The organism is Streptomyces sp. bgisy159, assembly GCF_057707805.1.
In genome coordinates this window covers 41,899-59,538 of the sequence record NZ_JBYIQX010000033.1, presented here as the reverse complement: position 1 = coordinate 59,538, position 17,640 = coordinate 41,899, and the positions used below count along the sequence as shown (strand labels likewise).

At 74.2% G+C, this 17,640-nt stretch carries 17 protein-coding genes; 7 read left to right on the top strand and 10 right to left on the bottom strand.

The annotated features are described in order from the left end of the window. Positions 1–6: 6 nt before the first annotated feature. The 3 genes from AC3ET3_RS26525 to AC3ET3_RS26515 form a co-directional block, all read right to left on the bottom strand. On the bottom strand, positions 7–255 hold the full coding sequence (locus tag AC3ET3_RS26525) for a hypothetical protein (protein WP_432138797.1): 249 nt from the start codon (positions 253–255) through the stop codon (positions 7–9). Positions 256–494: 239 nt separating this feature from the next. Beyond that, the gene (locus tag AC3ET3_RS26520; RefSeq protein WP_435613014.1) at positions 495–1,025 is read right to left on the bottom strand and encodes a toxin-antitoxin system, toxin component; all 531 of its coding nucleotides are present in this window, start codon (positions 1,023–1,025) and stop codon (positions 495–497) included. Between the two features lie 32 nt (positions 1,026–1,057). Then, a complete protein-coding gene (locus tag AC3ET3_RS26515) occupies positions 1,058–1,702 on the bottom strand; it encodes a helix-turn-helix domain-containing protein (protein WP_432138811.1) in 645 nt (214 codons plus the stop codon). 243 nt (positions 1,703–1,945) lie between these two features. Here AC3ET3_RS26515 and AC3ET3_RS26510 point away from each other — a divergent pair, with 243 nt between their 5' ends. Continuing rightward, positions 1,946–2,617: an MmyB family transcriptional regulator gene (locus AC3ET3_RS26510; RefSeq protein ID WP_432138796.1), complete on the top strand. Its 672-nt coding sequence runs from the start codon at positions 1,946–1,948 to the stop codon at positions 2,615–2,617. A 132-nt stretch (positions 2,618–2,749) separates the two neighbouring features. Continuing rightward, a complete protein-coding gene (locus AC3ET3_RS26505) occupies positions 2,750–3,571 on the top strand; it encodes an LURP-one-related family protein (protein ID WP_432158737.1) in 822 nt (273 codons plus the stop codon). Positions 3,572–3,575: 4 nt separating this feature from the next. Here the strand turns inward: AC3ET3_RS26505 and AC3ET3_RS26500 are convergent, their stop codons facing one another. Together AC3ET3_RS26500 and AC3ET3_RS26495 are read right to left on the bottom strand one after the other, a co-directional pair. Further along, positions 3,576–4,547 carry a DMT family protein gene (locus AC3ET3_RS26500; protein ID WP_432138794.1) on the bottom strand — a complete coding sequence of 324 codons (972 nt, stop codon included), beginning with the start codon at positions 4,545–4,547 and terminating at the stop codon, positions 3,576–3,578. Beyond that, on the bottom strand, positions 4,544–5,437 hold the full coding sequence (locus AC3ET3_RS26495; RefSeq protein WP_435613009.1) for a phosphatase PAP2 family protein: 894 nt from the start codon (positions 5,435–5,437) through the stop codon (positions 4,544–4,546). Before AC3ET3_RS26495 ends, AC3ET3_RS26500 begins: the two co-directional genes overlap by 4 nt. 227 nt (positions 5,438–5,664) lie before the next feature. On the opposite strand from AC3ET3_RS26495, the gene AC3ET3_RS26490 reads away from it, so the two are divergent. Further along, positions 5,665–6,279 (top strand): TetR/AcrR family transcriptional regulator, encoded by a 615-nt coding sequence (locus tag AC3ET3_RS26490; RefSeq protein ID WP_432138792.1) that lies wholly within the window; start codon positions 5,665–5,667, stop codon positions 6,277–6,279. Positions 6,280–6,430: 151 nt separating this feature from the next. Here AC3ET3_RS26490 and AC3ET3_RS26485 read toward each other — a convergent pair whose 3' ends face one another. After that, positions 6,431–7,474 carry a DUF2510 domain-containing protein gene (locus AC3ET3_RS26485; protein WP_432138791.1) on the bottom strand — a complete coding sequence of 348 codons (1,044 nt, stop codon included), beginning with the start codon at positions 7,472–7,474 and terminating at the stop codon, positions 6,431–6,433. A gap of 307 nt (positions 7,475–7,781) precedes the next feature. On the opposite strand from AC3ET3_RS26485, the gene AC3ET3_RS26480 reads away from it, so the two are divergent. Continuing rightward, the gene (locus AC3ET3_RS26480; RefSeq protein WP_435613008.1) at positions 7,782–10,475 is read left to right on the top strand and encodes an ATP-binding protein; all 2,694 of its coding nucleotides are present in this window, start codon (positions 7,782–7,784) and stop codon (positions 10,473–10,475) included. Between the two features lie 36 nt (positions 10,476–10,511). Here the strand turns inward: AC3ET3_RS26480 and AC3ET3_RS26475 are convergent, their stop codons facing one another. After that, positions 10,512–11,552: a DUF3048 domain-containing protein gene (locus tag AC3ET3_RS26475; RefSeq protein WP_435613007.1), complete on the bottom strand. Its 1,041-nt coding sequence runs from the start codon at positions 11,550–11,552 to the stop codon at positions 10,512–10,514. 169 nt (positions 11,553–11,721) lie between these two features. Here AC3ET3_RS26475 and AC3ET3_RS26470 point away from each other — a divergent pair, with 169 nt between their 5' ends. After that, entirely contained in the window at positions 11,722–12,912 is a 1,191-nt protein-coding gene (locus AC3ET3_RS26470; protein WP_432138789.1) for a zinc-dependent alcohol dehydrogenase, read from the top strand. 52 nt (positions 12,913–12,964) lie between these two features. On the opposite strand, the gene AC3ET3_RS26465 is transcribed toward AC3ET3_RS26470, so the two are convergent. Further along, entirely contained in the window at positions 12,965–14,041 is a 1,077-nt protein-coding gene (locus AC3ET3_RS26465; RefSeq protein WP_432138788.1) for an ATP-dependent DNA ligase, read from the bottom strand. Between the two features lie 74 nt (positions 14,042–14,115). Here AC3ET3_RS26465 and ligD point away from each other — a divergent pair, with 74 nt between their 5' ends. Beyond that, complete coding sequence (ligD, locus tag AC3ET3_RS26460) at positions 14,116–15,141, top strand: non-homologous end-joining DNA ligase (RefSeq protein WP_432138787.1); 1,026 nt, start codon at positions 14,116–14,118, stop codon at positions 15,139–15,141. Between the two features lie 124 nt (positions 15,142–15,265). Here the strand turns inward: ligD and AC3ET3_RS26455 are convergent, their stop codons facing one another. After that, on the bottom strand, positions 15,266–16,057 hold the full coding sequence (locus tag AC3ET3_RS26455; RefSeq protein ID WP_435613006.1) for a VOC family protein: 792 nt from the start codon (positions 16,055–16,057) through the stop codon (positions 15,266–15,268). A 277-nt stretch (positions 16,058–16,334) separates the two neighbouring features. Between AC3ET3_RS26455 and AC3ET3_RS26450 the strand changes: the two genes are divergently transcribed. Beyond that, positions 16,335–16,580, top strand: a complete 246-nt coding sequence (locus AC3ET3_RS26450; protein ID WP_432138785.1) for a WhiB family transcriptional regulator — start codon at positions 16,335–16,337, stop codon at positions 16,578–16,580. Positions 16,581–16,607: 27 nt separating this feature from the next. Here the strand turns inward: AC3ET3_RS26450 and AC3ET3_RS26445 are convergent, their stop codons facing one another. Further along, on the bottom strand, positions 16,608–17,582 hold the full coding sequence (locus AC3ET3_RS26445; protein ID WP_432158488.1) for an acyl-ACP desaturase: 975 nt from the start codon (positions 17,580–17,582) through the stop codon (positions 16,608–16,610). Positions 17,583–17,640: the final 58 nt, after the last annotated feature.

Here is a 17,640-nt window from a genome sequence, read left to right as displayed (position 1 = left end):
CCGGCCTCACCCCTCGGGGCACCAGCCGCGCAGCAGCCGGAAGAGCCTTTCCTCGTTCCCCTCCAGGCCGGCCCGGGCCAGGGCCTGCTCGGCCTCCGCGAGGACGGCGGGCGGGATCACCGGTGGCAGGGGACGGCGCGGTGGTCCGGACGCCTCGGCGCCGGTGTCGTCGAACGCGGCCCGCACGGTGTGCAGCAGCCGCAGATAGGCCTGGACGGCGGTGCGCTCACGGTCGGTCAGAACGGCGGTGGGCATCGGTCGGCTTCTCTCCGTGTCGGCGTCGGTTCCACGCGCCCACGGGCGCGTACGCCCCGTACCGGCGGCGCATCTCCCAGCTTGCCGCCCACCACTGACAATCCGGTCCCGCTGCGTTCCGGTTCGCCCGCGCAGCCGAGGCGGGCGAACCGCCGGACGCCGCTCGCGGCGGCCCGCACGAGCGCCACCCGGTACGGCTTCCCGTGGTGCCTCCCGGCCTGCCCGGCCGGTCCGGCGGCTCAGCCCTGCGGGCCGAGGTACCCGAGCGACGCCTCGATGCGCCCCGCCAGATGGTCCCGCTGCCCCCGGCCCCGGCCCGACGAACCGGCCAGCCAGGTACGGCACTTGCTGGCGAGCAGCAGGCCGAACCGCTCGGCCTCCTTCTCGTCGGACAGGTCGAACCTGGTGCGCGCGGCCACCTTGTGCACGGTGGCCTCCAGGTCCGCCCCGTCGACGAGTAAGCGCGCGGCGACCGCCGCCCCCTCGACGTGGTGGCTGCAGTGCCCCGCCTGCATGTGCCACAGCTCATGGCCGAGGATCACCAACTGGTGGTCCGGCGCGGTGCGTTCCTCGATCACCACCAGGTCCTGGTCGGCCATGTCGAGCCAGAGCCCGCTGGCGGTGCCCACCGGGAAGGCGGCCGTGCGGAAGTGGACGGGCCGGCCGCGGCGTCTGCTCATCGCGTCGCACAGCGAGCTGTACAGGTCCGCCGGCGCCGCCGGGGCGGGGAGAGTCACCTCCGCGACCAACTCCCCGCACAGACGGCGCATTTCCCTTCCGATGCCCACAGTCCTCTCCCGGCTCACGTCTCGGGTCGCTTCACGCTCTCCAGGAGCATGTCCAGCCACTCGGCGACCTTGTCGCGGTGCTGGTCGGTGGGCAGCTGGGCGGCCCGCCAGGCGATCCCGCGCACCCCGTGGTCCTGCAGCAGGCGTTCCAGCGGGTCGTCGGCGGCCGCCTCCCGTTCGGCGAGCCGCTGCAGCAGTTCCTGCTCGGTGTGGCGCAGCGTGCCCGTCAGCGCCTCGGGGTCCTCGGCCGTCAGGAACCCCGCGTGCACGTGGAAGAAGCGCTGCAGGGCGTCGCAGTGCTCCATCGTGGGGCGGCGGTCGCCGTTGATGAGGGCGCCCGCCTGCTGCCGCGACATGCCCGCGCCGTCCGCGATCTCCTGCTGGGTGTACTTGCGCCCGTTGGGCTTGAGGCGGGTGCGGCGCAGCAGGTCCAGGCGTTGCAGGAAGCGCGCCTGGACGTCGGGTTCACCGGCCGGACGGCCCCTCAGCAGGGCCTTGACCACGGGCTCCGGCACACCGCAGGCGACGGACAGCCGCCCGGTGTCGAAGACCTCCCCGTGCGGCACGCCGAGCCGGTCGGCGAGCGCGGCGACACGGGCGACGACGGCCGACAGCGAAGCCGTCGCCGCGGCGCCCGGAACCTCGAAGCCATCCGTCACCGACAGGTCTCCCACGTCTCTCACTGCCCTCTCACCGGGCCCTCTCACCGGCACAGACGGTCGTCGTGAACTGCCCGGAGACTAACGGGTCGGTCGAACCCACATCCAGGTCTCGCCACAACTGTGGCCAATTTCAGCCGTCAACGAGCGCGGAATGCCACGATAGTTGACATCGCATGTATCTCGGCACCAGGATCGGGGCGCCGCGTGAAGGCCGCATCAGGCAAGAGGGGTGACCTCCCGATGGCATATCAGGCAGGAGGGCAGCGGTCCGTACCGCGGCCCGTCCCCGAGAGTCCCGGCACCCAGGCGTATCTACGGGACTACGCCACCCTTCTGGAGGCCGTACCCCATCCGTCCGTCGTGCTGAACCACCGCTGGGACGTCGTTCTCGCGAACGCCGCTTTCGAGACACTTTTCGGGGAGGTCGGCCCGCATCCGACGGCCATGCCGGGCGACAATCTGCTCCGGTTCGTGCTGTTCCACCCGGACGCGGCCGGCGTGCTCGTCGACCACGAGGCGGGCTGGTGCCTGCCGGCCCTGGCCCTGCTCGCCGCCGCCTCCGAGCGGCACGGCCATGACCACGGGCTGCAGGCGATCCGCCGCGACATCGCCCAGGACCCGATCATGGAGGCCGCCTACCGGCAGGGGCTGCCGCACTGGCTGCGCGCGGTCGGCGCCCAGGCCGCCGAGTACGACGGGGCGGTGCGCCGGCTCGCCCACCCCGACCCGCGGCGCGGCGTCACCGAGTACCGCATCGTCTGCGAGGTGCCCAAGGCCCTGGCGGACGAGGGGTACGTCCGGCTGACGATGGTGCCGCGCGAGGCACGGCCCGCGCCCCCGCCCCGCCGCACCCGCCGCCCGCGCCGCACCGCCGGCCATCTCAGCGTGGTGCCGGCGGCTCCCGAGGCCTGACCGGGCACCGTCGGCGTTCAGGTCGCCGACGGCGTCCGGTCCCGACCCGCCCCCGGCGTACGCGACCGGGGTCCCGCCGACCGCGGACGGGGCGCCCGTCAGCCGTGCGAAGGGCCGGGGTAGTGTGCGCCGGTGACCACGCAATCGAACACACCTGCAGGCTGGTACCCGGATCCGCAGGGCGCGGCCCAGACGCTGCGCTACTGGGACGGCGCCCAGTGGACCCAGCACACCCAGGCCGCCCAGCAGGCCCAGCCGGCGCCGCAGGTCCCGGCGCAGCCCGCCGGGCCCGACCCGCGGGTCCAGCGCCAGGTCCAGCAGCAGGCGGGCGTCGCGCCCAGCGGTGCCGGCGGCGGCACCCTGTTCACCGAGCCGGTCCTGGTGGTGAACCAGAAGGCCAAGCTGATCGAGCTGACCAACGAGTACACGGTCATGGACCAGCACGGCACTCAGCTCGGCTCGGTCGTCCAGGTCGGTCAGAGCGCGCTGAAGAAGGCGGTCCGCTTCGTCTCCAGCCTCGACCAGTTCATGACCCACACGCTGGAGATCCGCGACGCGCACGGCCGGCCCGTCCTGGTGCTCACGCGCCCCGCGAAGTTCCTGAAGTCGCGGGTGGTCGTGGCGCGGCCGGACGGCCGGCAGATCGGCGAGATCGTCCAGCAGAACGTCATCGGCAAGATCAATTTCGCGATCAACGCGGACGGCGGGCAGATCGGCGCGATCAAGGCGGAGAACTGGCGGGCCTGGAACTTCGCGGTCGTCGACCACGCGGGCAACGAGGTCGCCCGGATCACCAAGACCTGGGAGGGCCTCGCCAAGACGATGTTCACCAGCGCCGACAACTACGTGCTGCAGATCCACTACCAGCTGCCCGAGCCGCTGCTCAGCATGGTGGTCGCCACCGCCCTGACCGTCGACACGGCGCTGAAGCAGGACGCGCGCGGATTCAACTGATCCGCTACAGCCGCGTCAGGCGCCCCGGTTCGGCCCGCGCCGTCCGGGGCGCCGGGCCGTGCCGCACCGGGGCCGACGTCGGCCCGAGCGCCAGTACGGCGGCCACGGGGTGTCCCTCGTCCCCGTACCCCGGCGCCTGCGAAGGCACCGGCACGGGCTCGGGGGCCGTCCGCGACAGCAGGACCACGCCCCAGGACGCCAGCGCGGCGCCGGCCAGCGCGAGCAGTATCCCCGTCGGCCCGCCCCGCAGCCGTTCGCCGAGCAGCGCGAGCCCGACCACCGCCGCCGCCACCGGGTTGGCCAGGGTCACCACGGCCAGCGGCGCCCCGAGGCCGCCCCGGTAGGCGGTCTGGGACAGCAGCAGGCCGGCCGTGGCGAACGCCGCGACCAGCAGCGCCACCCCCGCCACCTGCACGCTCAGCACCGGGCCCGAGCGGTCCGTCGCGGCCACCGTCACGGTCTGGGTCAGCGCCGAGGCGACCCCGGAGGCGAACCCCGACGCGGTCGCGTGGCGCAGTCCGGGCCGAGCGCCGGGCCGGGCCAGCAGCCCCATCAGCGCCGCAGTGGCCCCCGCCACCGCCACCGCCTCCGGCACGCTCAGCACGTCGTCGGGGGCGGGCCCGGACGCGGCGGTCAGCACGGCGGCCAGCCCCACCAGGGTGAACGCGGTGCCGCGCCACTCCGCCGGACGTACCCGCCGCCCCGCCAGCCGGGCGCCCAGCGGCACGGCCGCGACCAGGGTGAGCGCGCCCAGCGGCTGCACGACGGTCAGCGGGCCGTACTTGAGCGCCACGACGTGCAGCAGGGCGGCGGAGGCGTTCAGCACCACCGACCACCACCACGCGCCGCTGCCCAGCAGGCGCAGCAGCCCCGAACCGGGGGAGCCGGCGGCCAGCCGTTCCTGGGCGACGGCCGCGGCGGCGTAGGCGACCGCCGAGAACAGCGACAGGACGACGGCGAGCACGGTGGCGCTCATCGGTCCGCCCCCACCAGCGGCGCGGCGACCGCTCTCCCCGACCCGGCGCCGCCGCCGACCGCGGCCCGGCCGCCGCCCTCCGAAGGCCCCTGCCCGGCCCCCAGGCCCTCCGGGGTCCGGTCCCCGACCGGCGCCGGGGTGGCGGTACGACGCCCCGGAGACGTCTCCCGGCGCCGGGGCGGCCGGATCACCACGAGGCCTGCGCCGAGCAGGGCGGCCGCCACCAGTGCGTCGAGCCAGTAGTGGTTGGCCGTGCCGACGATGACCAGCAGGGTCAGCGCCGGGTGGAGCAGCCAGAGCGGGCGCAGGCGGGAACGGGTCGCCGTCATGAGGCCGATCGCGAGCATCAGCGCCCAGCCGAAGTGCAGCGAGGGCATCGCCGCGAACTGGTTCGACAGGTGGTCGGTGGCCGGCGGCCCGTACACCGACGGGCCGTACACCGCGCCGGTGTCGATCAGTCCGGCCTCGGTGAGCATCCGGGGCGGGGCCAGCGGGAACGCCAGGTGCAGCGCCAGGGCCGCGGCGGTGACCGCGGCCAGCACCCGCCGGGCCCAGCGGTAGTGCGCGGGCCGGCGCAGGTAGAGCCAGACCAGGAAGGCCACGGTGGCCGGGAAGTGGACCGTCGCGTAGTAGGTGTTCGCGGCGCGCACCAGGGCGTCGCCGTGCAGCAGGAGCGACTGCACCGAGTTCTCGCCCGGCAGCCGGAGCCACCGTTCGGCGTCCCACAGATCCCGCGCGTTGCGAAACGCCTCCCCGGTGTGCCCGGTCGCCGCCCGGCGGCCCAGCTTGTAGACGAGGAAGAGCCCTGCGACCAGCAGGAGCTCCCGGACCACGGGCGGTCGCGGGGTCCGGTCGGACTCCGCTTCGGCAGGCTCGGTGCGGGCAGTCATCCCCCGGCCCCTTCGCTGACGGTGGTGCGTGCGGTGTGGTGGTGGGGTCCCACCGACGCGGTGAGCCACCATCGATACGGGATCGTACCGATACGCCAGTGTACCGATACGGTCATGTACCGGTACACTGGCGTATCGATCGAGCCGGTTGATCTGCGCCACACTGGAGGCGGGACGGACCGGCCGCGGAAGAAGAGCCGGCCAAGAGGCAGCGAGGAGACAGACCGATGACGTCGCAGGCCGCGGACGGACCCGACACGGTCGCCGCGTCGCGCCGCTCCAAACTCACGCCCGAACGGGAGAGGGAGTTCTTCGACGCCGTCCTCGACCAGATCCGGGAGTGCGGGTACGACGCCGTGACCATGGAGGGCATCGCGGCCAGCACCCGCTGCAGCAAGTCCACGCTCTACCGGCAGTGGAAGACGAAGCCCCAGTTCGTCGCCGCGGCCCTGCGCTCCTCCCACCGGGCGCGCTTCGCCGGGATCGACACCGGCACGCTCGCCGGCGACCTGCGGGCCGCCGCCCGGGCCGGCGGGCGGTGGGCCGGCGAGGACACCCGCCTGCTGCAGGCCCTCGGGCACGCGGTCACCCAGGACCCCGCCCTGCAGCGGGCGCTGCGCGAGGCGCTGGTGGAGCCGGAACTCGCCGAACTCCGGGGCATCCTGCGGCGCGGGGTGGAGCGCGGTGAGGTCCCGGCGGACCACCCGGCGCTGGAGTTCGTCCCCGCGCAGCTGTATGGGGTGCTGCGGGTGCGGCCCGTGATCGACGGGCGGCAGGCCGACTCGGAGTACCTGCTGCGGTTCGTCGAGGCGGCGGTACTGCCCGCCCTCGGCCTCGCCTGACCGACCCGGGCCGCCGTCCACGGGATGACTGGACGGTGGCCTGCTCGCGCCGCACCGTGGGGACGGGGGCGGCGCACCCCCGGCCGGGTGGGGGTCCCTTGAGCGGAGGGGCGCCCACCCGGCCGAACCCGTACGGCGGCCGGGGCGCGGATCAGACGTCGCGGCCGGTGCCGCCGCCCTTCGCCACCGCGATGCCCTTGGTGATCGTGTCGATGACGGACACCTGCTGATCGGCGTCCAGACCGAAGCGCAGCACCACCAGCCGGCTCGGCTCCGCGGGCGCCGGGAAGACCAGCGACTCGACGTAGCCGTCGACCCCCTTGCCGGTGATGGCCTTCCAGCGCACCAGGTAGCCCTTCTGGCCGGCCACGGTCACCGCCTGGGAGGCGAGTACCTGGTGCGAGGTGATCGAGCCGTAGGTGGAGCCGCCGTAGGACTCCTCCGCGTTCGCGGCGATGTCCGCCTTGGCCACCTCCTCGGGCGTGCCCCCCTTGGTGCGGTGCAGCTCGCGCGGCGCGGAGTACACGCCGCCCTTGACGCAGGTCTTGTCCGCGGCGCCCGGGCAGGGGTACGTCGTGTCGGACATCACCTGGGCGCCGGCGCCGCTCTGCTGGCCCGTCCAGCCCTTCGGGATCGGGATGCTGATCCCGTTGAGGGCGTCGGTCACCGAACCGCTCCTGATCTTCGGTGCCTCGGATTCCCGGGGGGACGGTGAGTCCTCGTCCGAGTCGCCCGGCCCGCCGGAGCCGCGTCCACCGTCGCGGTCGCCGCCGCCGTCACCGCCCCCGGGGCCGCCGAACGGGCCGCCCCGGCCGCCGTCGCCCTGAGCGGTGCCCGGCCGGCCGTCCCCGCCGTCGTCCTTGGTCAGCGTGTACACGCCTATTCCGATGCTCGCCAGCACCGCGACCGCCGCGGCGACGGCTATCCCGGTCCGCACGCCCCGCCGCGCGGCGGGGGCCCCGGGCGGCGCGGGAAGTGCCGGGTGGGCCGGGAAGGCCGGCACGGTCGGGTGGGCCGCGAACCCCGTCTGCGCGCCGGCGGCCGGCGCCCCGCCCGGCGGCCCCCACGCCGCGGCCGAGCCCGCCGGGCGGGTCCGGTCCGTCCATGCCTTGCCGTCCCACCAGCGCTCGGAGGCGGGGCCGTCACTTGTCTGTCCGGGGTCGGGATACCACCCCGGAGGAGTCACCTGCGTCATGCCCCCACCGTATGAGGCGACCGTGAAAGCCGGATGAGAGGGCGGCCGCGGGGCCGCGCGAGGGCGGCCCGCCCGGAGCCGCGCGACCCCGGCCCGCGCCACCGCGTACGCCACCCCACGTTCGTCAAGTCCGCGGTACGCACATGAGGTTGACGTCCCGGCCGGTCCGCCGCAGGCCTCCGGGCGGCGACGGGCGAGAGGGCGTCACCCGCGGCGGGAACAGGTGCCCGGAGCGGACGCCGTTCCGGCCGTCGGGGAGCTACCCTCGGGTTCGTACGTCGTTCGGGCGACTTGGGGAGGTAGCGGGATGACGGAGGTTCGGCCGGTGGCGGCCGCCTCGGCCTCTCTGTGGGAGCGCGAGGAGGAAGTCGGCGTCATCACACGGGCGGTGCAGACGCTGCGGGCCGACCGGTCGTCCTCGGGGCGGGTGTTGGTTTTCCGCGGCGACGCCGGTCTCGGCAAGACAGCCCTGCTGGCCGAGACCCGCCGCACGGCCGAGGCCCACGGCTGCACCGTCTGGTCGGCGCGCGGCGGCGAGACGCTGCGGTCGGTCCCCTTCAACGTCGTACGGCAGTTGCTGCAGCCCGCGCTGCTGTCGCTGCTGCCCGAGGAGGCCCGGGAGTACCTCGGCGACTGGTACGGCATCGCGGGCCCCGCCCTGGGCATAGCGGACCCCGACGGTCCGCCCGCCGACCCGCGCAACGTCTCCGACGGCCTCGTCGCCGCCGTACGCCGGCTGGCACGGCGCGAGTGGCCGCTGGTGCTGCTGATCGACGACGCGCACTGGGCCGATCTGGAGACCCTGCGTTGGCTGGCAGCGTTCGTCGAACGTCTCGACGACCTGCCCGTGCTGGTCGCCGTGGCCTGCCGGGACGGTGAGGCCGGCGGCGAGGGCGCCCGGTGCCTCGACGCGGTCGCCGCCGTCGCCGGCCGCTCCGTGACCAGCCTGAGCGCCCTCACCCCCGAGGCCGTCGCCGGACTCACCCGCGCCGCCCTCGGCGAGCACGCGGACGCGCCGTTCTGCCGCGAGGTGTGGGCGGTCACCGGCGGCAACCCGTACGACACCGTCGAACTGCTCGCCAAGGTCTCCGACAGCGAGCTGGAACCCACCGAGGCGCACGCGGCGCGACTGCGCCCCCTCAACAAGGCAGCCCGCGGCGGCGGCCTGGTCGCCCGCCTGGAGGATCTCGGGGTGGACGCCACCCGGTTCGCCTGGGCGGCCGCGATCCTCGGCGCCGGCATCACCCTCGACCAGGTGGCGAGGCTGTCCGGGCTGGCCGCCGACGATGCCCGGCACTGCGCCGAACTCCTGCGCGGCGCCCGCATCCTCACCACGCCCGACCCCACGGTCGGCGTCCCGGGCGGCGACGGCGAGCTGGAGTTCGTGCACCCGCTGATCGCCACCGCCGTCTACAACTCCGTCCCCGAGGCCCTGCGGCGGGCCATGCACGGCATCGCCGCACAGATCGTCACCCAGGCGGGCAAGGGAGTCGCCGCCGCCTCCCGGCACCTGCTGCAGGTCCACCCGGACGACGACGAGGAACTCGTCGCGCAGCTGCGCGAGGCCGCCCGCGAACACCTCGCCGTCGGCGCGCCCGACGCGGCCCGCCGCTGCCTGGAGCGCGCCCTCGCCGAGCCGCCCCGGCCGCACGTCCACGCGCGCGTGCTCTACGAACTGGGCTGCGCCAGCCTGCTCACCGCGCCCGCGACCACCATCGGCCACCTGCGGACCGCGCTCGCCATGCCCGGCCTCGACGGCGCCGACCGGGTCGACGCCGTCTACCGCCTCTCCCAGGCACTGCTCCACAACAACCAGCCCGAGGAGGCGGTCCGCACCGTCGAGGCGGAGGTGGCGCGGCTCGGCCCCGGACCGGCCCGGATGCGGCTGCAGGCCGTGCAGTTCATGTGGGAGGGCGTGCACGCCGGGGAGACCCCCGCACCGGGCCGCTCCGAGCGGCTCGCCGCCCTCGCCGCCACCTGCACCGGCCGCGACACCTCCGAGCGGGCCCTGCTCATCCTGCGCGGCTTCGACGCCATGACCCGCGGCGACAACGCCGAGGAGGCCGTGGAGGCCTGCGACCGCGCCCTAGTCAACGGCCGCCTCGCACCCGGTCTCGGCTGGACCGACACCGAGTGGGGTCTGGAACTGCCGATGATGCTGGCCAGCGCCTACGCCTACACCGATCGCCTGGACCGTGCGGAAGCCCTGTTCACCGAGGCCCTCAACGCCTACGAGTCCGCCCGCTGGAGCGGCGGTCACCTCGCCCTGGCCCACGCCTACGTCGGTCTCGGCCACCGCCGTCGCGGCCGCCTCCGGGACGCGGAGCGATCCCTGCGCGAGTCGCTGCGCCTCGCCGAGCACGTCGGCCGGGGACTTCCCCTGTACTGGTCGGCCACCTGCAACCTGGTCGACACCCTGCTCGCCCGCGGCCATGTCGACGAGGCGTGGCGGACAGCCGAGCAGTACGGCTTCGCGCCGCCCTACCCCTCGACGATCGTGCTGCCCGACCCCCGCTCGGTCCGCGGCCGCCTGCTGCTCGCCGCGGGTCGCACCCAGGACGGCGTCAACGAACTGGAGGAGGCCGGGAAGGCGGCCGCCGCGCGCGGTCACCTCAACCCGGTCATGGTGCCCTGGGCGGTCGACCTCGCCCGCGCGCTCGCGGTCGAGGACCCCTCGCGGGCCGCGCGGCTTGCCGCCGACGTCCGCCGGCAGGCCGAGCGGTTCGGGACCGACACCGCCATCGGCGAGGCGCTGCGCTGCGCCGCCGCCCTGGAGACGGGCAGGCGCGCGGTCCAGCTGGCCGGCCAGGCCGTCACCTTTCTGGAGTCCTCGCCCTGCCAGTTCGAGCACGCGGCGGCCCGCGTGGAGTACGGCATCGCCGCTCGCTCCGGCGCCGAACTGGAGCGCGGTCTGACCCTGGCCCGTTCCTGCGGTGCGGACGGCCTCGCCGCGCAGGCGGAGCGCGCACTGCGTGAGCTGTCGGCGCTGCGGGCGCAATGAGCCGCCGGCTGCCGGGCACCGACGCGCCGACGCCGGTCAGGACGCCTTGGCGTACACCACCCAGACCTGCCCCTCGGCGAAGTTCACCCGGTGGCCGTCCGGCGTGGTGAACGCCGTGCCCGAGGCCGCCTCGGTGCGCTCCCACCGCACGTCGTAGGCGCGCCCGTCGCGCAGCACCCGTGCCTTCCCGGACCCGACCGTCTCGGTGTAGGGCGTGTAGTTGCCGAGGAAGTCGTGGAAGTCGCTGCGGTGCACCTTCACGTACTGCACGACCACCGTCGCGGGTGCCAGCCGGCCGCCGTCGGTGGTGAACGCCGCCCGGCCGTCCATGGAGACCAGCCACCGCTCCCGCTGCGCCGACCAGGTGAAGGTGAAGCGGGCGGCCGGGTAACGTACCGTGCGGGAGGTCTCCGCGGTCCCGCCCGAGGGCGGGGCGCCGTAGTGGAAGCCGGTCGTGAGGGCCTTCCCGCCGGGCGCCTCGGGCAGCAGCCGGCCGGGGCGCAGGTAGAGGTTGTGCGGCGCGGGGCGGCCGGGTTCCCGGTAGAAGGTGCCGGACGCCTTCTCGGGTGTCACGGCCGTCAGGGGCGCCTCGTCGATCAGCGGGAGCAGCTTGCCCTGCGCGCCGGAGAAGGCCAGTACGGGCCGGCGGAACTGGCGCAGCAGCTCCAGATCGGCCTCGCGGGCGCTGCGCACCGGGCCGACGGCGGACGGCAACCGGGTCGCGTACACCGCCATCAGCCGGCTCAGCCCGCCCTCGACCTGCTCGACGTAGACGACGTCCGCCGCGCCGAGACCGGTGTGCGGGCGGGCGGAGCGGGAATTGTCGATCTTCACCGCGAGCACCGAGCCGCGCAGCTCGCTCGGTGGGCCGTCGGGTGACGCGCTCGGCGTACCGCTCTCCCGGTCTCCGCCGCGCCCGTCGTCGCGGGTGCCGTGCGTGCCGGTACAGCCCACCGCCAGGGCGGCCGTCATCGCACCGGCCAGCAGCGCCCGCGTCATGGCACCGCGCCGGGTCCGTGCTCCTCGTACCGTGCTCACAGTCGTCGTCCTGTCCCGTTTCCTGGATTGTGCGCTCATCAGGTCATCGATGGCCAAACCCGATCATTCATGGCGCTTCGCCGGGGATCGTCCGATCGGCCGAGGGTGCGAAGAGGGTGCGGTTCGGCCCGTTGGCGCCCGGGTACCCGGGCCGCACCCCGGGGCACCGACCCCGGGATCCCCGACTCGGCGGAGGGAGCAGGGCGCGATGAAGGCAGTGACCTGGCAGGGCAAGCGGGACGTCCGAGTGGAGACGGTGCCGGACCCGGCGATCCAGGAACCGACGGACGCCGTCATCCGTATCACGTCCACCGGGCTGTGCGGCTCCGACCTGCACCTGTACGAGGTGCTCACACCGTTCATGACCCCGGGGGACATCCTCGGCCACGAGCCGATGGGCATCGTCGAGGAGGTCGGCCCCGCCGTCCCCGACCTGCAGGCGGGTGACCGGGTCGTCGTCCCCTTCCAGATCGCCTGCGGCAACTGCTGGATGTGTCTGAACTCCCTGCCCACCCAGTGCGAGACGACGCAGGTCACCGGCGAGGGAATGGGCGCCGCCCTGTTCGGCTACACGCGGCTGTACGGCGCGGTCCCGGGCGCCCAGGCCGAGTACCTGCGCGTCCCGCAGGCCCAGTACGGTCCCATCAAGGTGCCGGAGGGGCCGCCCGACGACCGGTTCGTCTACCTCTCCGACGTGCTGCCCACCGCCTGGCAGGCCGTCGCGTACGCCGATGTACCGCAGGGCGGCAGCATCGCCGTCCTCGGCCTCGGGCCCATCGGCGACATGGCCTGCCGGATCGCCCAGGCGCGCGGTGCCGGCCGGGTGTTCGGGGTGGACCTGGTCGGTGACCGGTTGCGGCGGGCCCGCGCCCGGGGGGTGGAGACGTACGACCTGCGCGCCTTCGACAGCGAGAAGGACCTGGTCGAGGCGATCCGTGACGAGACCGACGGGCGCGGCCCCGACGCGGTGATCGACGCCGTCGGTACCGAGGCACACGGCAGCGCCGCCGCCCGGCTCGCCCAGCAGGCGTCGTCGGTCCTGCCCCGCAAGCTGAGCGGGCCGCTCGCCGAGCGGTTCAGTGTCGACCGCCTCGCCGCCCTGCACACCGCGATCGAACTCGTGCGCCGCGGCGGCACCCTCTCCCTGGTCGGCGTCTACGGTGGTACGGCCGACCCGCTGCCGATGCTGACCATGTTCGACAAGCAGCTGCAGATCCGCATGGGCCAGGCCAACGTCCGCCGCTGGAGCGACGAGATCCTGCCCTACCTCACCGACGAGGACCCGCTCGGTGTCGACGACTTCGCCACCCACCGGGTGCCGCTGGACGAGGCGCCGCACGCCTACGAGATGTTCCAGCGCAAGCAGGACGGCGCGGTCAAGGTCCTGATGACGCCGTGACGCCGTGACGCCGTGACGCCTGACGCGGTGACGCCGTGGCGCGGGCGGTCGGTCAGCCGCCCGCGCCGGGGCCGAGGATCTCCGCCAGGTCGTAGCGCACCGGCTCCTCCAACTGGGCGTACGTACAGCTCTGTGGCGCACGGTCCGGGCGCCAGCGGCGGAACCGGGCCGTGTGCCGGAAACGCGCCCCGTTCTCCATGTGGTCGTAGGCGACCTCCGCCACCCGCTCGGGCCGCAGTGGCACCCACGACAGGTCCTTCTTGCCCGACCACCGGCTCGGCGCGCCCGGCAGCCGGGCGCCCTGGTGGGCGGCCTCGTCCGCCCAGGCCGCCCACGGATGGTCCGCGATGTCGGCCATCCGCAGCGGCTCCAGCTCCTCCACCAGCTCGGCACGCCGCTTCATGGGGAACGCCGCCGACACCCCCACGTGCTGCAGGGCGCCCCGGCCGTCGTACAGGCCGAGCAACAGGGAGCCGACCACCGGACCGCTCTTGTGCAAGCGGTACCCCGCGACCACGACGTCCGCGGTGCGCTCGTGCTTGATCTTGAACATCACGCGTTCGTCCGGCCGGTAGCGAAGCGCCAGCGGCTTGGCGACCACCCCGTCCAGCCCCGCGCCCTCGAACTGCTCGAACCACTGCCGCGCCACCTCCGCATCGGTCGTCGCCGGTGCCACGTACACGGGGGGAGTCACCCCGGACAGCGCTCCCACCAGCAGTGCACGCCGGTCGGCGAGCGGCACGTCGAGCAGCGACTCGTCGTCGAGAGCCAGGAGGTCGAAGGCGACGAACGAGGCCGGGGTCCGCTCGGCCAGCGTCCGCACCCGGGACGCCGCCGGGTGGATCCGCTCGGTCAGCGCGTCGAAGTCCAGCCGCCCCTCCCGCTCGATCACGATCTCCCCGTCCAGCACGCACCGCGCGGGCACCCGTTCGAGCACCGCCGCCACCAGTTCGGGGAAGTACCTGGTCAACGGCTTGCCGGTACGGCTGCCCAGCTCCACCTCGGCTCCGTCGCGGAACACGATGGCCCGGAACCCGTCCCACTTGGCCTCGTACTGCATACCCGGCGGGATCGTCGCCACCGACTTGGCGAGCATGGGCTTCACGGGCGGCATCACCGGCAGGTCCATGAGGCGATTCTGCTCCGGTACGCCTGATGCCGCCTGGTGTGCGCGGTCCGCGGGGGCCGCCTACCGTGGCACCCATGGGCGATGCGGTGGAACTGGAGGCCGGCGGCCGGACCGTGCGGCTGACCAATCCCGACAAGGTCTTCTTCCCGGAGCGCGGCTTCACCAAGCTGGACCTCGCCCGCTACTACCTGGCCGTCGCGCCGGGCATCCTGCGCGCCCTGCGCGACCGCCCCACCACGCTGGAGCGCTACCCCGACGGCGTGACCGGCGAGTGGTTCTTCCAGAAGCGGGCGCCGAAGAACATGCCCGACTGGATCCCCACCGCCCACATCACCTTCCCGAGCGGTCGCAGCGCCGACGAGATGTGCCCCACCGAGGAGGCCGCGGTGGTGTGGGCCGCCCAGTACGGCGCCCTCACCTTTCACCCCTGGCCGGTGCGCCGCACCGACGTCGACCGGCCCGACGAACTGCGCATCGACCTCGACCCGCAGCCCGGCACCGACTACGCCGACGCCGTCCGCGCCGCCCACGAACTGCGCGCCGTCCTGGACGAGTTCGGCGGCCTGCGCGGCTGGCCCAAGACCTCTGGCGGCCGGGGCCTGCACGTCTTCGTGCCCATCGAGCCCCGCTGGACCTTCACCGAGGTCCGGCGCGCCGCCATCGCCGTGGGCCGGGAGATGGAACGCCGGATGCCCGATCTCGTCACCATCAAGTGGTGGAAGGAGGAGCGCGGCGAGCGCGTCTTCCTCGACTACAACCAGACCGCCCGCGACCGCACCATCGCCTCCGCCTACTCGGTACGGCCCCGCCCGCACGCCCCCGTCTCCGCGCCCCTGCGCTGGGAGGAGGTGGGTGACGCCCACCCCCGCGACTTCGACCTCGCCACCATGCCGGCCCGGTTCGCCGAACTCGGTGACGTCCACGCCGGCATGGACGACCGCGCCCACTCCCTCGACGCCCTGCTCGACCTCGCCCGCCGCGACGAACGCGAGCACGGGCTGGCCGACCTGCCGTATCCGCCGGAGTACCCGAAGATGCCGGGCGAGCCGAAGCGCGTCCAGCCGAGCCGCGCCCGCGAGCAGGGGACGGGGAAGCCGTAGGGTCCCGCACGCGCAGGCCCGGCGGGCGCCGGTCGTCCGGCCGCGGCGGGGTGAGACCCTGACGGCTTCCGCGGCGCCGACACACAAGGCCGCTACGCGGCGCGGCGCCGCGCCGCTCCCGGCGTCAGGACTGCGGCTCGGGTCTGATCACCGCGAAGCGCGCCCCGTACGGATCGGCCAGCTTGGCGACACGGCCCACGCCGGGCAGGTCCGTCGCCGGCATCCGTACGGTGCCGCCCAGCTCCCGGGTCCGGGCGACCACCGTGTCCGCGTCCGTGACCGCGATGTACGGCAGCCAGTACGCGCCCGACGCCGCCTCGACGCGGTCGTCGGCCAGCGGCACGATCCCGCCGAACATGGCCTCCTCGCCGGCACCGGAGGGATTCACGCACGTGTAGGTGCCGCCGGGGAAGGAGACCGCCGAGGTCTCCAGCCCCAGCACCGCGTAGTAGAAGGCGGCGGCCGCGGCGATGTCCGGCGTGTACAGCTCCACCCAGCACAGCGCACCGGGCTCGCTCGCCACGTCGACGCCCTTGGTCCGTCCCGGCTGCCACAGCCCGAACGGCACCCCCGCCTGGTCGGCGAGGACCGCCACCGTGCCCTGGCCCATCACCTCCGTCGGCGGCAGCAGCACCGCTCCGTGCGCCCGCTCGGCGCCCCGGGCGGTGGTCTCCGCGTCCGGGGTCCGGAAATAGACGGTCCAGGACGGCGGGCCCTGCTGCTCGGCGGTGGCCGGCATCGCCCCGGCGACCGTCTGCCCGGCCAGCTGGAAGAAGCCGTAGCCGCCGGCCCCGGGCCCCGCCGACCGGAACTCCCACCCGAAGAGCCCGCGGTAGAACGACGCCGCGCCGTCGAGGTCGGGGGTGGCGAGGTCCGCCCAGCTCGGGGCACCGTCCACGAAACGGGTGGTGAGCATCGTCGCCCTCCTCGCAGGTCGCCGTTCTGTGCACTGCCGAGTCTGGCACCGCCCACTGACAACCGCCGCCGGAGCGCTTACGGACGCGGCGCCCGGGGGCCACCGCCGCTCGGGCACCGCCTTCGCACCGTCCCTGGCAGGCCCCGCGCGCCGCCGTGCGCCGGACCGTCCCGCGCGGGCATCATCGGGGCGGTCCGCAGGTCCCGGGCCGCCGCGCCGAGGCGGCGTTGATCGCGCGTTGATCGAACGTTTTTCGCCGCGCGCCACGCTGTCCGCCATGTACACCGACACGATCCCCACGCCCGACCTCGCCTGGCAGCGGGAGGCGCTGTGCGCGCAGACCGGGGCGGACTTCTTCTTCCCGGAGCCCGGCAGCTCGGTGCGTGAGGCGAAGCAGATCTGCGGCCTGTGCCCGATCCGTTCGGCCTGCCTGGAGTACGCCCTCGCCAACGACGAGCGGTTCGGCGTGTGGGGCGGCCTGTCCGAGAAGGAGCGGCTGCGGATCCGGCGCACGCCGCACTGACCGCCCGGGCGCAGCGGGGCCGGCGCGTCAGCCCGCGGCGCGGGCCGCCATGCGGGCCTTGCGCGCGGCGAGCTTCTCGTCGAACTTCACGGCCTCCGCGTCCAGCCCGTTCATGAACAGACCCAGTTCCTCCTGGGCCTGGCGTCCCTCGGGGCCCAGGCCGTCGATGTCCATGACCTTCAGGAACCGCAGCACGGGCTGGAGGACGTCGTCGTGGTGGATGCGCAGGTTGTAGACCTCGCCGATGGCCATCTGCGCCGCGGCCCGCTCGAAGCCGGGAATGCCGTGGCCGGGCATCCGGAAGTTCACGACCACGTCACGCACCGCCTGCATGGTGAGGTCGGGGGCCAGCTCGAAGGCGGCCTTCAGGAGGTTGCGGTAGAAGATCATGTGCAGGTTCTCGTCGGCCGCGATGCGGGCGAGCATGCGGTCGCAGACCGGGTCGCCGGACTGGAAGCCGGTGTTGCGGTGCGAGATGCGGGTCGCCAGTTCCTGGAACGACACGTAGGCGACGGAGTGCAGCATCGAGTGCCGGTGGTCCAGCTCGAAGCCCTCGCCCATGTGGGCCATGCGGAACTGCTCCAGCTTGTCCGGGTCCACCGCGCGTGAGGCGAGCAGGTAGTCCCGCATGACGATGCCGTGGCGGCCCTCCTCGGCGGTCCAGCGGTGCACCCAGGTGCCCCAGGCGCCGTCGCGGCCGAACAGGGTGGCGATCTCGTGGTGGTAGCTGGGGAGGTTGTCCTCGGTCAGGAGGTTCACGATCAGGGCCGTGCGGCCGATCTCGGTGACCTTCGACTGCTCCTTGTCCCAGGCCTCGCCGTCCTCGAAGATGCCGGGGAAGTTGCGTGCGTCGCTCCAGGGCACGTACTCGTGCGGCATCCAGTCCTTGGCGGCCTTCAGGTGCCGGTCGAGTTCCTGCTCGACCACTTCCTCCAGTGCGTACAGCAGCCGGGCGTCGGTCCAGACGGCGGGGCTGCCGAGGTGAGGGGAAGCGATCGTCACGGGAACTCCAGGGGGACGTGAAACGGAACGAGGCGCTCCGGCGAGCGGGCGCGGAACC

Bases quoted from the DNA above. Each gene is read 5' to 3' on its own strand.
- AC3ET3_RS26495 (WP_435613009.1), bottom strand. From the start codon at position 5,437: ATGACTGCCCGCACCGAGCCTGCCGAAGCGGAGTCCGACCGGACCCCG.
- AC3ET3_RS26520 (WP_435613014.1), bottom strand. From the start codon at position 1,025: ATGCGCCGTCTGTGCGGGGAGTTGGTCGCGGAGGTGACTCTCCCCGCC.
- AC3ET3_RS26465 (WP_432138788.1), bottom strand. From the start codon at position 14,041: ATGGACCTGCCGGTGATGCCGCCCGTGAAGCCCATGCTCGCCAAGTCG.
- AC3ET3_RS26510 (WP_432138796.1), top strand. From the start codon at position 1,946: ATGGCATATCAGGCAGGAGGGCAGCGGTCCGTACCGCGGCCCGTCCCC.
- AC3ET3_RS26500 (WP_432138794.1), bottom strand. From the start codon at position 4,547: ATGAGCGCCACCGTGCTCGCCGTCGTCCTGTCGCTGTTCTCGGCGGTC.
- ligD (WP_432138787.1), top strand. From the start codon at position 14,116: ATGGGCGATGCGGTGGAACTGGAGGCCGGCGGCCGGACCGTGCGGCTG.
- AC3ET3_RS26455 (WP_435613006.1), bottom strand. From the start codon at position 16,057: ATGCTCACCACCCGTTTCGTGGACGGTGCCCCGAGCTGGGCGGACCTC.
- AC3ET3_RS26490 (WP_432138792.1), top strand. From the start codon at position 5,665: ATGACGTCGCAGGCCGCGGACGGACCCGACACGGTCGCCGCGTCGCGC.
- AC3ET3_RS26450 (WP_432138785.1), top strand. From the start codon at position 16,335: ATGTACACCGACACGATCCCCACGCCCGACCTCGCCTGGCAGCGGGAG.
- AC3ET3_RS26485 (WP_432138791.1), bottom strand. From the start codon at position 7,474: ATGACGCAGGTGACTCCTCCGGGGTGGTATCCCGACCCCGGACAGACA.
- AC3ET3_RS26470 (WP_432138789.1), top strand. From the start codon at position 11,722: ATGAAGGCAGTGACCTGGCAGGGCAAGCGGGACGTCCGAGTGGAGACG.
- AC3ET3_RS26475 (WP_435613007.1), bottom strand. From the start codon at position 11,552: ATGAGCGCACAATCCAGGAAACGGGACAGGACGACGACTGTGAGCACG.
- AC3ET3_RS26480 (WP_435613008.1), top strand. From the start codon at position 7,782: ATGACGGAGGTTCGGCCGGTGGCGGCCGCCTCGGCCTCTCTGTGGGAG.
- AC3ET3_RS26525 (WP_432138797.1), bottom strand. From the start codon at position 255: ATGCCCACCGCCGTTCTGACCGACCGTGAGCGCACCGCCGTCCAGGCC.